This window comes from Bacillus sp. FSL L8-0199 (assembly GCF_038005705.1).
GTDB classification, from domain to species: Bacteria; Bacillota; Bacilli; order Bacillales; family Bacillaceae_G; genus Bacillus_A; species Bacillus_A cereus.
The window spans coordinates 624,760-638,319 of record NZ_JBBOTS010000001.1; the positions used below are offsets into that span (position 1 = coordinate 624,760).

Consider the following 13,560-nt stretch of genomic DNA (forward strand, 5'->3'; position numbering starts at 1 on the left):
TTATAAGGTGACAAGGGGCTATTGTAGATGATGAGTAAGTATGAACAAATTTATACAGAAATCAGTAAATCTATTGATAATAAACAATTAAAAGAGGGATGCAAAATCCCATCAGAAACAGAATTAATGAAGCAGTATGAGGCAAGCCGAGGAACGGTAAGAAAAGCTGTAGATTTACTGCAAGAGCGTGGATATGTGCAAAAAATTCATGGAAAAGGTGTTTTTGTTTTAAAGCGAAAAAATATTGAATTTAATTTTGGTGGTATTGTAAGTTTCCAAGAAGAAAATGAACGTTTAGGACGTCATTGTATTACAGATGTCGTAGAAATGGAGAAAATTGAAGCGACGAAAGACGTAGCAAAGTTATTAAACGTGAAAGAAAAAACAGTGATTGACCATATTAAACGTGTACGAAATATTGATGGAGAAAAAGTAATTTTAGATATAAACCATTTTGTATCGGAATATATTCCAGGGCTAACGAGAGAAATTGCAGCTACATCGATTTATAAATACATTGAGAAAGAGCTTGGGCTACATATTAGTTATTCACAGAGGGTAATTGAAGTACAGCCATGTACAGAGGATGACAGAAAGTATTTAGATTTAAATGGAACAGACTATGTTGTCGTTGTGAAAAACTTTACACATTTGTATGATGGAAGTCAGTTTGAATATACAGAATCACGCCACCGCTTAGATATTTTTCACTTTTCGGATGTGGCACGCAGGAAGTAAAGAGGTGGAACAAAATATTGTTTCATCTCTTTTTTTTATAAAAAAACACAAACTCGTATATATGAGTGTTGACTAACTTATATATACGAGTTAATATGTAATTGTAAACGGTATCAAAAAAAGAAAAGAGGGACGGGAATATGGGGAAAGACTATCGTAAAACAGCAGAGGAAGTGTTGCAGTATATTGGTGGGAAAGACAATATTGAACAAGCTGCACATTGTGTGACGAGGCTCCGTATCGCTTTAAAAGATGAAAGTAAAATAGATAATGATAAATTACAGTCTGTTTCATTAGTGAAAGGAGCGTTTCATAACGCTGGTATATTTCAAGTTGTAATTGGTCCAGGGGATGTAGATCGTGTTTACGCTGAATTGATAACGCTTGCAGGTATGAAAGAATCGACTGTAGCGGACGTAAAAGACTCTGGAAATCAGAAGTTAAATCCAGCTCAAAAGTTTGTAAAAATATTTTCGGATGTATTTATGCCGATATTACCAGCGATCGTAACAGCTGGTTTACTAATGGGTATTAACAATCTATTAGGCGCAAAAGACTTATTTTTTGATGGGAAAAATTTATTAGATGTTTATCCGAACTTAGGCGGGCTTTGGGATTTAATTAATATGATGGCCAATACAGCATTCGTATTCTTACCAGCACTTGTCGGTTGGTCAGCAACGAAGCGTTTTGGTGGTAGTCCAATACTAGGGATTGTTATGGGATTAATGCTTGTGCACCCGGCCTTATTAAACGCTTGGGACTACGGAAAAGCAGCGACTGGTTTAGAGGGTCAAAAGATTGAGTACTTCAATATTTTAGGACTGTTCCAAATTGAGAAGGTAGGATATCAAGGACAAATTTTACCTGTTTTAGTAGCAGCATTTGTATTAAGTAAAGTGGAAATTTTCTTAAAGAAACATGTACCAAATGCAATTCAATTATTAGTTGTACCAATTACAACAATCGTTGTGACAGGTGTGTTAGCATTAGGAATTATCGGTCCGGTTACACGTCATATTGGAGATTTATTAACAGTAGGATTGGTAGGTGTATATGAAACAGTACCAGTAGTTGGAGCAGTACTATTTGGAGCGTTATATGCACCGCTTGTAATTACAGGTATGCATCATATGTTTATTGCAATTGATTTACAATTGATTGCACAACATGGCGGTACATTTATTTGGCCGATGATTGCTCTTTCTAACATTGCGCAAGGTAGTGCGGCACTTGCGATGTTCTGGATTTCTAAAAATCAAAATGATAAAAGTATGGCATCAACATCAGCCATTTCAGCATACTTCGGTATTACAGAACCAGCGATGTTTGGTGTGAATTTACGAAATAAGTTCCCGTTCTATGCAGCGATTATAGGGTCTGCTGTGGCAGCGATATTCATTACATTAAACGGTATATTAGCACCTGCTATCGGAATTGGGGGATTGCCAGCATTTATTTCTATCATTCCGAAATCGATTCCAATGTTTATTGTCGGAATGATTATTGCAGTTGTAATCCCATTTACTTTAACATGGTTATTTGCAAAAAGAGTCAAACAGAAGTAGGAGGAAGTTAAACATGAAGGATTGGCATAAAAGTGTAGTCTATCAAATTTATCCGAAGAGCTTTAATAGTTATTACAATAGAGAAACCGGTGATATAAAAGGGGTTACAGAGAAACTAGATTATTTAAAAGAACTCGGAGTGGATTATATTTGGTTAACACCGATATACCAATCACCACAAAATGATAATGGATATGATGTAAGTGATTATTACAGCATTGATCCATCTTACGGAACGATGGAAGAGTTTGAAGAACTTTTAGCAGAAGCGAAAGTACGTAACATTGAAATTATGCTTGATATTGTTGTAAATCATAGTTCGACTGAACATAAGTGGTTTAAAGAAGCGAAGGAAGATAAAAATAGTCCATATCGTAATTACTATATTTGGCGTGATGAAAAAAATAATTGGCAGTCTAAGTTTGGTGGATCTGCTTGGAAATATGATGAGAAGACGGAGCAATATTATTTACATCTATTTGATGAAACACAAGCTGATTTAAATTGGGAAAATGAAAAACTTCGTGAAGAAGTATATGATATGATGCGCTTTTGGCTGGATAAAGGGGTAACGGGATTCCGATTAGATGTCATTAATTTAATTTCAAAAGACCAATGCTTCTTAAATGATGAAGGTAATACTGCGACAAGTGATGGACGCAAGTATTATACAGATGGCCCGCGTGTTCATGAATATTTACAAGAGATGAATCGCAATGTTTTTGCAGAAAAAGATGTAATTACAGTTGGAGAAATGTCTTCTACGACAATTGATAATTGTATTAAATATTCAAATCCTAAGCGTAATGAATTAAGTATGACGTTTAGTTTTCATCATTTAAAAGTAGATTATCCCAATGGAGATAAGTGGACAAAAGCGAATTTTGATTTCATTAAATTAAAAGAAATTATGTCTAATTGGCAAATTGAAATGCAAAAGGGCGGAGGATGGAATGCGTTATTTTGGTGTAATCATGACCAGCCTCGCATCGTGTCACGCTTTGGTGATGATGGAAAGTACCGAAACGAATCTGCAAAAATGTTAGCGACAGCTATGCACATGCTGCAAGGAACGCCTTATATTTATCAAGGGGAAGAAATCGGTATGACAAATCCTAAATTTAAGTCCATCGAGCAATATCGTGATGTGGAATCGTTAAATATATACGATATAAAGCTAAAAGAAGGGCTATCACAAGAAGAGATTATAGGGGTTTTAAAGCAAAAATCTCGTGACAACTCTCGTACTCCGATGCAGTGGAATGAAGAGGTGAACAGTGGTTTTACAACAAGTACACCTTGGATTTCAGTGGCTGAAAATTTTAAAGAAATAAACGTAGAGAAAGCATTAGCAGATAAAGAGTCCGTATTTTATCATTATAAAAAGTTAATAGAGCTTAGAAAAACGTATGATGTAATTACAGAAGGAGAATATGCTATTTTGGATAAAAATGATCCTAAAATTTGGGCATATACTCGTACTACAGAAAGTGAAGTACTACTTGTTATAAATAACTTCTATGGAGAAGAAATAACGTACTCTGTACCGGCGCACGTTCAATTAGATGGAATGAAACAAGAGGTACTACTGTCGAATTATAAAGATTCCAGCAAGGATATTACAAAACTTAAATTAAGACCATATGAATCAATTGTGTATCGATATACGAAATAAAAAGGTTGTATGCCCGAGCGGCATACAACCTTTTTATTTTAAGACACCACTATACAAAATATTTACGTCTACTTCAGGTTTGAATTTTACTTTTGCATAATCTTTATTCCAATTTTTTTTCTTCCATAAATCAGGGTGATAAGCGATGAGATGTCTACCAATTCCAAAAGCATCACAATTTGCTTTTTGTAGTTTATTTGTTATTTTTTTCGCTTCTTTCGTAAGTTGCTTTGATAATTCCTTATTTAGTTTTTTTCTGGCTTCCATTTTATAAATATTATCTCTTGGGGCTTCAAGTGCTATTACTTTTAGTTGGAGCTTAATGTGAGCATAAACATTTCCTTTTTTATCCGTTGTTATTTTTAAATCTCGTTTTAACTTTCGATTGCTAATTTCCATTGTTAAATAATCAGATGTCTTCTCAGATTCATCACTAGTAAGTTTTTGGGTTATACGGGCACTTGTTCCCATTTTTCCGGTTAATAATACGAATAAAACAGATTGTTTCAAAGGTAAATGTCCAGTCAATTTATCATTGTTAAATAAAGCTAACCCATTTGTAATTAATTCTTTTCCTTTTATTTTTATAGAAGGGAGTGTAAAGTCTTTACCGGGATCTAACATTTTTGTAGCGGCTGTTTCTAAAGTTTCTTTTGGAAATACACTCATATCTTCTAAACTTTTCACTTTTTTCTGTAGAAAATCTCCAATTAGTAAATTTCCTATTTTCTTTTTTTCGAGTATCTCCGATGTTTCACCATCTACTGCAATAAGTTTTACTAAAGCAGTTGGGTTTGTTGGGTCCCGAAAGCTGACATCTAAATAGGGTAATATACCTTTTTTTAGAATTTTGGTTCCTAGTAATTGAACACCATATTTAAAATAGCGAATATTCCCAGTCACATTTTTTTTTAGGGCATCGCTTGTATCCCTTATGTTATGCCCGGTTGCTGAATGTATTTCATTTTCGAATGAAGATTGCTCTCCACTTGAACTTTTTACGAGTTCAAGCGTTTGCTGAAGCTTATTCTCTTCCGTAACATCATATCCAATGCTATAAGCTAATCTAGCTTCTCTTAATGGTTCTTGATCCCAACAGCCAGAAAGGAGGCAACTAGTACATAATATAAAAAGTAATTTAAATCTTTTTGGAAACATACTGTTCTCCTTTCTTCTTTCTTATTACTGAATAGAGTAGAAATAAAAGAGGGAGAACAACGATGAAAATATAGGTGAACTTATCTGTGAAAGTTGCAATGACTTTTAATTCTTCAGGTGTATCTATAAATAAGGCTACACTAAAAGCAATAATACCAACGATTGGAACAGCCTTTTTATGATTAGCGAGGTTGAATATATGTCCAATTCCTATAGAAGCGGCACAGTAATAACTCGCAATAGAAGCGACAACTGTTATCATCCATATTGGAATGAATAGTAAATCAGTCCGGTCTATAATCCCGATATGTAAGGAGCGTAATAAGTAAGCAACTGGTTCTGGGATAAGTTCAATTTGTTTTGGACTAAATACGATAAAGCAAATCCAAACAGTGAAAGCATAAAAGAGAGTCACAAATCCATTAGCGATAGAAATTGCCTTCAGTTTTTCCACAGAACTCCCATTTACTTTAGGAAATGCGATGAGAAAGATTTCAAAACCATACATAGCTGTAATTGTTTCTTTCGATGCTTGAATAATATTCCACCATCCAGCCTCTGTAATGGGAAAAATATAAGAAAAGTCAGCTCGGGAAAGCCCTAGGGCGATTAAAAGCGCCATAGGTAAAATGAGAATAGAGGTCATGACATAAAATCGTACGATGACTTTAAACGTATTATAAGCTACATAACAACAAGCTATTGTAAATAGCATGAGAATGGCATACCACGGAGTTGCTTGTAATATCCAAACTTTAATGACGTTACAAGCATTCAACATAACCGTCATACCGATAAGGGTAAAATAAAAAATATAAGAAAAGCCCAATAGTTTTCCTAACTTATTACCAAATAGCATACAAACACTTTTATACATATCTGCATCAGGAAATCGTTTTAAGAAAAGCCACATAAGTAAAATAATAAGTTGAATGGCAAGCCCCGCGATGAGCGCAGAAATCCAACCACCACCTTTTGCTATCGGATGAAGCCGGTTAGGTAGAGATAGTATACCGACCCCAATTTGGCATTGAATAACGAAAAAGGTAAATTGAACTAGCGAGATTTTACTTTGCGTGTTTGTCACCGTCCTCATCCTCTCTCGTTACATGTTGGCGTTGCATTTTTTTTGGTTTTGGATCATGTGGTCGTTCCCAAAATGACCAAATTGGTAGTCTTACGAAAGAATCTTTCATATCTTTAATCCGCATCGGGGCAACAGGAGAAAGATATGGTGTATGAAATGAATGAAGCTGACATAAGTGAACGAAAGTTATAATGAGACCGAATGATATGCCTACATATCCAAATATGGCAGCAAGGAGCATTAATGGAAAACGAAGAATTCGAACTGCTGAACTCATATCGTTTGATGGAACGAGAAAAGATGAGATTGCAGTTAAAGCTACTACGATGATCATCGTATAAGAAACGAGCCCAGCTTTTACAATCGCATCACCAATTACTAAACCACCTACAATACCGATTGTTTGTCCAACACGGCTCGGCAAGCGAATACCAGCTTCTCGTAATAACTCGAAAATTAACTCCATTAAGAGAGCTTCAAAAATAGGAGGAAGCGGTACTTTCTCTAACGAAGCTTTAATCGTATACACAAGTTCGAGCGGCAACACATCGGGATGAAATGCGACAGTTGCAATATATAAAGCTGGCAAGAGAAAGGCAATTAAAAAACTTACTAAGCGAATCATTCGGACGAAAGAACCGACAATCCAACGGTTATTATAATCATCTGGTGATTGATAAAAAGCGAATAACGTAACAGGTACGATGAGCGTTGTTGGATCTCCGTCAGATAAAATGGCAACACGTCCTTCCATTAAATTAGCAACAGTTCTATCTGGACGCTCTGTATTTAATTGCTGCGGAAATGGGGAGAAAGACGTATCCTCTATAAATTCTTGTATGTATCCTGGTGACATAAGTGCATCCGTTTTAATCGTTTCTAATCTTCTTTTCACTTCTGTAACTAAATCGTCATTCGCTATATTTTGCATATAAGCAATTGCTACTTTCGTGTGCATTTCTTCACCGATTGTAAAATACTTAACAACTAAATTTGGACTCTTAATGAGTTTACGAATAGAGCTTAAATTAGTTGCTAGATCCTCTACAAAACCAGTATGTGGACCACGCACAATCCCTTCATTATCAGGCTCCGCTATATCTCTCTTTAAAGATAAAGCTGTTTCGAAAATACAAAAACTATCGACGTGTTCATGAAAATATAAGGATTTACCTTGTAATAAAACCTGTACTCCATAATTTAAATTCGTTTCTTTTTTCATATTTAACGTAGAAAAAGCTTTATCTAAAGATAAATCCGACCTCGTTAATAATGGTTCAAGAGCTAATTGATGAATTAAATTTGGATCTGCTAAAGATTCAATATATATGATTGTTCCTTTTCCGTTTTGAAAAGGGAGATCTAATTTTTTTATATCATCAGAATGAGAAAGTTTATTTTCAATGTAATTAATGTTCTCCAGAAGTGATGGAAACATATGCATTTGTTTTTTACTCTCTTGTTGTTCTTTTTTGTCTGTCATAATTTCCACCTCTTTTAAAGTACAATTGTTTCTGTTAATTTTTGTCGTTTGTGAGAAATTTATGCTTGAATTATTTTTTTTAAAAGAGAATTCAAAGTTACGTTACATTGTCTTTTGCGCATTATTCAATTTCATAGCAGTACTTCTAACATTTGTGTCGAATTAAGAAGATATATAGGAGGGATATATATGGAAATAGCTGTAGAACGTGTTTTTACGAAAGAGATTTTAAAAAGAGCAGCGAATTTGTTTCATGTAACAGTGGAAGAAAAGCCACTTGGAGATTTTGAGAATTATATTTTTAAGGCGAAGGGTGATAATGATGAAGATTACGTATTACGTTTAACACATTCTTCTCATCGTTCTAAACAAGAGGTAGAGGCTGAACTAGATTTTTTACGATATGTTGCGGAGAATGGGGCAAAGGTAGCAGGACCTCTTTATTCAACGTCTCGAAATCTCGTAGAAGAAATCGTAGCAGAGGATGGAACGTTCTTTTTCGCTTCTTTATTTACATATGCAAAAGGTGAGCAAGTAAAAGGAGAGGAATCGCCTTATTGGGGAGATGCTTATTTTGAAGCATGGGGAAAAGCGATTGGGCAACTGCATCGCCTTACAATGGATTATCCTAAAACAGACTACCGTGATACGTGGGAAGAAGACGAAAGTGGAATTGTTAATGAATTAGAAGATGGTCAAGTGAAAAAGATTGCAGCGGTACTAATGGATGAAATTAAGGCCCTTCCAGTTGAAAGAGAAACGTTCGGTCTTATGCACGGTGATATCCATCAAGGTAATTTTCATTATGATGGTAAAGAGCTAACAATCTTTGATTTTGATGATGCGGCTTATAATTACTTTATACATGATTTAGCGATGGTTCTATACTACTCTGTTCTATTTACAACGTGGACAGCAGAAGAGAAGACAGATTTTGCTCGTAAACAGTTACAAGTGTTACGAAAAGGATATGAGTATGAGCACAGGCTGGCGGATAGTTGGTATGAATCGTTGCCACTATTTTTACGTTTACGTGATATAGGTTTATATGGAACGCTTCAGAAGAAGTTTAAAGGTAAAGATATGCCTGATAACTTCTTGAAATTATCAGAAGAGCTATACGAAAGAATTATTAAAAGAGAAGCAATTGTGAATATATAATACATTTAGTTCAAAACAAAGTATATAAAACAAATATATACTTTGTTTTTTTATACAAAAATATGTTTACTTTATTAAAATAATATTGTCCTAGATTCAGTATGCACTTATAATTTTATATATATTCTGAATATTCTTTATAAAGGAGGAGGGGGAATGTTGGAAACTTTCGTAAATTGGATAAATAATATTGTTTGGAGTCCAGCACTTGTTTATTTATGTTTAGGAGTAGGTTTATATTTTTCCATTCGAACGAGGTTTTTACAAGTAAGGCACGTAGGAGAAATGGTGAAGCTGACATTTAAAGGAGAAAAATCAGAGGCTGGTGTTTCTTCATTCCAAGCGTTAGCACTTTCATTATCAGGACGAGTTGGGACAGGGAATATCGCTGGGGTAGCAACAGCGGTTGCATTCGGTGGACCAGGAGCTGTATTTTGGATGTGGGCAGTAGCCTTTTTAGGGGCAGGATCAGCTTATGTAGAATCAACACTCGCGCAAATATATAAGACGAAACATCAAGGGCAGTTTCGTGGTGGACCTGCTTATTACATCGAAAAAGGTTTAGGTGTAAAATGGTATGCATTAGTATTCGTTGCAGCGACAATTATTGCAACGGGGCTTTTATTGCCAGGTGTGCAAGCAAATAGTATTGCTGTAAGTTTAGAGACAGCTTTTGGAATTAACACTACATTATCAGGGACTTTATTAGTTGTTGTATTAGCTATTATCATCTTCGGTGGAGTAAAGCGAATCGTTAACGTTGCACAAGTTGTCGTACCGTTTATGGCAGTTGGTTATATTTTAGTAGCTTGCGTTATTGTTGCTATGAATATTGAAAAATTGCCAGAAGCATTTATGTTAATTATAAGAAGTGCTTTTGCATTAGAGGCGGCTTTCGGTGGTATTATCGGTTTAGCAATTTCTTGGGGAGTAAAACGTGGTATTTATTCCAATGAAGCAGGGCAAGGAACTGGGCCACATGCAGCAGCAGCTGCTGAAGTATCACATCCAGCTAAGCAAGGCTTAGTGCAAGCATTTTCCGTTTACATTGATACATTATTTGTTTGTTCAGCAACAGCATTTATGATGATTATTACAGGCATGTATAACGTATTTGATGCGAGCGGAAAAAACTTTATCGTAAATAAATTAAACGGTGCTCAGCCAGGACCGGGGTATACACAGGCGGCAGTAGAATCTGTTTTCCCTGGATTTGGAAACGGTTTCGTTGCAATCTCGTTATTATTCTTCGCGTTTACAACAATTATGGCGTATTACTACATTGCAGAAACGAATATTGCGTACTTAAATCGTGATAAAGACCGTCCTTGGATGTCTATGGTACTAAAGTTTGTATTTTTAGGAGCTGTATTCTATGGATGTATAAAAACAGCAGCAACGGCTTGGGCTTTAGGCGACATTGGGGTAGGAATTATGGCATGGGTAAATATCATTGCGATTTTACTATTACAAAAACCTGCATTAGTCGCATTAAAGGATTATGAAAAACAGAAAAAAGAAGGAAAAGATCCAGTATTCGATCCAGGGCCATTAGGAATTAAAAATGCTGATTTTTGGGAGCATGAATACGGGAAAGATAAGAAAGAAGAAGTATCTTAACAGAATAGAAATGAAGAAGCAAAGGGGAAACTCTTTGCTTTTTTTATGGACAAATTGAAGCTAAAAGTTATTTTTGAGACTATTTTTGAATATAAAAAGAATGTACATGCGTTGTTAGGGGAAGGGGGAGTATGTTGATAGAATTTTGTAATGTAAATAAATATTATGGTAACTTTCAAGTTTTGAAAAATATTAATGTGCAAGTGAAAAAAGGTGAAGTGGTGGTAGTTGTCGGGCCTTCAGGATCAGGAAAAAGTACATTGCTTCGATGTATAAATCAATTAGAGGCAATTACAGATGGAGAATTAATTGTACAAAATACAGAGGTACACAATAAAAAAACGGACATAAATGAATTGCGGCGAAATATTGGGATGGTCTTTCAACATTTTTATTTATACCCACATAAAACAGTTCTGCAAAATATTACATTAGCACCGATTAAAGTAAATAAAGTTTCCAAAGAAGAAGCAGAGAAAACAGCAATGCTTTATTTAGAGAAAGTAGGAATCCCAGAGAAGGCTAACGTATATCCACATCAATTATCCGGAGGACAACAACAAAGGGTAGCAATTGCTAGAGGACTTGCGATGCAGCCGGAAATTATGCTATTCGATGAGCCTACGTCTGCTCTTGATCCAGAGATGATTGGAGAGGTACTTGATGTTATGAAGGCGCTGGCTAAAGAAGGGATGACGATGGTCGTTGTCACGCATGAAATGGGATTTGCGCGAGAAGTAGCAGATCGGATTTTATTTATGGATGATGGTCAAATTATTGAAGATACAACACCGGCGCAATTTTTTGCAAACCCTGAACAAGAAAGAGCTCGTTTATTTTTAAGTCGGGTGCTAAATCATTAGAGGAGGAATTTTATGCTTAAAATGAAAAAATTATTTACTTTAATTGTATTTTCATGTTTATTCGTGCTTGTTGTTGCTGGATGCGGAAGTAAGAAAGATGAGTCGAAGGAAACAAATACGAAGCAAGGCGGGGCTGTTGAACAAATTAAGAAACGAGGGAAATTAGTAGTCGGGGTAAAGAATGATACGAATTTATTTGGATTAAAAAATCCTTCAACAGGGCAGGTAGAAGGATTCGATGTTGATGTCGCGAAGGCACTTGCGAAAAAGATTCTCGGAGATGAAAAGAAGCTAGAGCTGAAAGAAGTAACGTCTAAAACACGTATTCCAATGCTGAAAAATGGTGATATTGATGCAATTATTGCAACAATGACAATTACGGAAGAACGCAAAAAAGAAGTGGATTTTTCAGATGTATATTTTAAAGCAGGACAATCGTTACTTGTGAAAAAAGGAAGCAATATTAAGAGTGTCGATGATATAAAACAAGGCGTTAAAGTATTAGCTGTAAAAGGATCAACATCTACAAATAACATTCGTCAAAAGTCACCAGAAGCGACTGTATTAGAGTTTGAAAATTATAGTGAGGCATTTACAGCGTTAAAGGCAGGTAAAGGTGATGTGTTAACGACAGATAATGCGATCCTTTACGGAATGGCAAAACAAGATTCTAATTATGAAGTAGTAGGGAAAATTTTCACAGATGAACCATACGGAATTGCAGTGCAAAAAGGGGCAGATGATTTAACGAAAGAGATTAATACTTTAATTAAAGACATGAAAGCAAGCGGGGAGTATGACAAATTATATGAGAAGTGGATTGGACAAAAACCAGAAAAGTAGATAGTAAAAGTGAGAGGATGAGAGTACTCATCCTCTTCTTGTAAAGAAAGAGGGGAGAATATGTGCCTGATTTTTCTATATTAACGAATAACATTGATATGTATTTAGAAGGATTTAAATATACAGTTATGTCTAGTGTAATTGCATTGATAGGCAGTTTTATTTTAGGAGTAATTTTGGCAGTAATGCGTATTGCACCTATTCGTATTTTAAATTGGATAGGATCAGCTTTTGTGGAGTTTGTAAGAAATATTCCACTCGTATTAATTGCATTTATATTCTATTTTGCTTTACCTGTAATAGGAATTACTTTAAATGGTTTTGTAGCAGGAACAGTTACGCTTACGGTATATACGGCAGCTTTTATTGCAGAAGTAATTCGCGCTGGTATTTTATCAGTTGCGAAAGGGCAAATGGAAGCTGCCCGCTCTTCAGGGCTAACGTATGTGCAGGCGATGTATTATGTTGTCTTACCCCAAGCTGTGAAAATTGTAATTCCCCCTTTAGGAAACCAGTTTCTCAATTTAGTTAAAAACTCTTCAATACTTGGAATCATTGCTGGTTCTGATTTAATGTATCAAGGAGATTTAATTTCAACGAAGACGTTTGTTACGTTTGATGTTTATATATTTGTCGGGATGTTTTATTTAATATTAACAATTCCGCTCAGTATGCTAGTGCGTTATTTAGAAAAACGCTTGGCAAAGGAGGCGGTGTAAATGGATTTCAAGGGAGCAATTACAGGGGATCATATTCTATTTTTATTAAAAGGATTACTGATAACATTAGAGGTAGCGCTCATAGCAATTGTACTTAGTTTTATTATTGGAAGTGTAATCGGTATATTGCGCTACACGAAAATACCTGTCGTCTCACAAGTATTAGGAGTTATAGTTGAAGTGATTCGAAACTTACCACTACTGTTAATTATATTTTTCACGTATTTTGCACTTCCAGAAGCAGGCTTGAAATTAGAAATTATAACAGCTACAATTGTTGCTTTAACAATATTTGAGGCAGCAATGATATCTGAAATTGTTAGAAGTGGTTTATTGTCTATTGAAAAAGGGCAGGTTGAAGCCGCAAGATCTTCGGGATTAACTTATGTGCAAGCGCTTTGGCATATTATTTTGCCACAAGCATTAAGGAGAATGGTTCCGCCGCTTGTCAGTCAATTTATTTCATTGCTGAAGGATACGTCGCTAGCGGTTGTTATATCACTCCCTGAGCTTATGCATAATGCTCAAATTATTAGCGGGCAAAATGTGAATTACATGATTCCAACATTTATATTAGTAGCTTGTATGTACTTTATCGTAAATTATAGTTTATCAATTTTATCGAGAAGATTAGAACTTCGTTGA

General features: G+C 35.3%; 12 protein-coding genes. 9 read left to right on the forward strand and 3 right to left on the reverse strand.

Translation table 11 applies throughout. From position 1 onward, the window contains the following. The first annotated feature begins 27 nt into the window (after positions 1-27). The 3 genes from treR to treC all read left to right on the forward strand — a co-directional run bounded on the left by treR (position 28) and on the right by treC (position 3,981). Positions 28-738 carry a trehalose operon repressor gene (gene treR / locus NST86_RS03185; RefSeq protein WP_000987236.1) on the forward strand — a complete coding sequence of 237 codons (711 nt, stop codon included), beginning with the start codon at positions 28-30 and terminating at the stop codon, positions 736-738. A gap of 140 nt (positions 739-878) precedes the next feature. Beyond that, complete coding sequence (gene treP, locus NST86_RS03190; RefSeq protein ID WP_016117151.1) at positions 879-2,306, forward strand: PTS system trehalose-specific EIIBC component; 1,428 nt, start codon at positions 879-881, stop codon at positions 2,304-2,306. Between the two features lie 13 nt (positions 2,307-2,319). Further along, positions 2,320-3,981 carry an alpha,alpha-phosphotrehalase gene (gene treC, locus NST86_RS03195; RefSeq protein WP_000656137.1) on the forward strand — a complete coding sequence of 554 codons (1,662 nt, stop codon included), beginning with the start codon at positions 2,320-2,322 and terminating at the stop codon, positions 3,979-3,981. 33 nt (positions 3,982-4,014) lie between these two features. Here the strand turns inward: treC and gerKC are convergent, their stop codons facing one another. Genes gerKC through gerKA form a run of 3 tightly spaced genes read right to left on the reverse strand, consistent with a single transcriptional unit; the run spans position 4,015 to position 7,709 of the window. Continuing rightward, entirely contained in the window at positions 4,015-5,139 is a 1,125-nt protein-coding gene (gene gerKC, locus NST86_RS03200; RefSeq protein WP_000484123.1) for a spore germination protein GerKC, read from the reverse strand. Beyond that, a complete protein-coding gene (locus NST86_RS03205) occupies positions 5,120-6,226 on the reverse strand; it encodes a GerAB/ArcD/ProY family transporter (protein WP_016117152.1) in 1,107 nt (368 codons plus the stop codon). Before NST86_RS03205 ends, gerKC begins: the two co-directional genes overlap by 20 nt. Then, positions 6,207-7,709: a spore germination protein GerKA gene (gene gerKA / locus NST86_RS03210; RefSeq protein WP_000130114.1), complete on the reverse strand. Its 1,503-nt coding sequence runs from the start codon at positions 7,707-7,709 to the stop codon at positions 6,207-6,209. The genes NST86_RS03205 and gerKA overlap by 20 nt, the downstream gene beginning before the upstream one ends. Positions 7,710-7,898: 189 nt before the next feature. Between gerKA and NST86_RS03215 the strand changes: the two genes are divergently transcribed. The 6 genes from NST86_RS03215 (at position 7,899) to NST86_RS03240 (ending at position 13,560) form a co-directional block, all read left to right on the forward strand. Beyond that, positions 7,899-8,870, forward strand: coding sequence for a phosphotransferase enzyme family protein (locus tag NST86_RS03215; RefSeq protein WP_061664097.1), 972 nt, complete (start codon positions 7,899-7,901; stop codon positions 8,868-8,870). Positions 8,871-9,029: 159 nt separating this feature from the next. Beyond that, positions 9,030-10,490, forward strand: a complete 1,461-nt coding sequence (locus NST86_RS03220; protein WP_033693781.1) for an alanine/glycine:cation symporter family protein — start codon at positions 9,030-9,032, stop codon at positions 10,488-10,490. 134 nt (positions 10,491-10,624) lie between these two features. Continuing rightward, complete coding sequence (locus tag NST86_RS03225; protein WP_227593341.1) at positions 10,625-11,353, forward strand: amino acid ABC transporter ATP-binding protein; 729 nt, start codon at positions 10,625-10,627, stop codon at positions 11,351-11,353. A gap of 12 nt (positions 11,354-11,365) precedes the next feature. Next, positions 11,366-12,196, forward strand: a complete 831-nt coding sequence (gene glnH / locus NST86_RS03230; RefSeq protein ID WP_016117156.1) for a glutamine ABC transporter substrate-binding protein GlnH — start codon at positions 11,366-11,368, stop codon at positions 12,194-12,196. 62 nt (positions 12,197-12,258) lie between these two features. Beyond that, entirely contained in the window at positions 12,259-12,915 is a 657-nt protein-coding gene (locus NST86_RS03235; RefSeq protein WP_001112669.1) for an amino acid ABC transporter permease, read from the forward strand. After that, a complete protein-coding gene (locus NST86_RS03240; RefSeq protein WP_227593339.1) occupies positions 12,916-13,560 on the forward strand; it encodes an amino acid ABC transporter permease in 645 nt (214 codons plus the stop codon).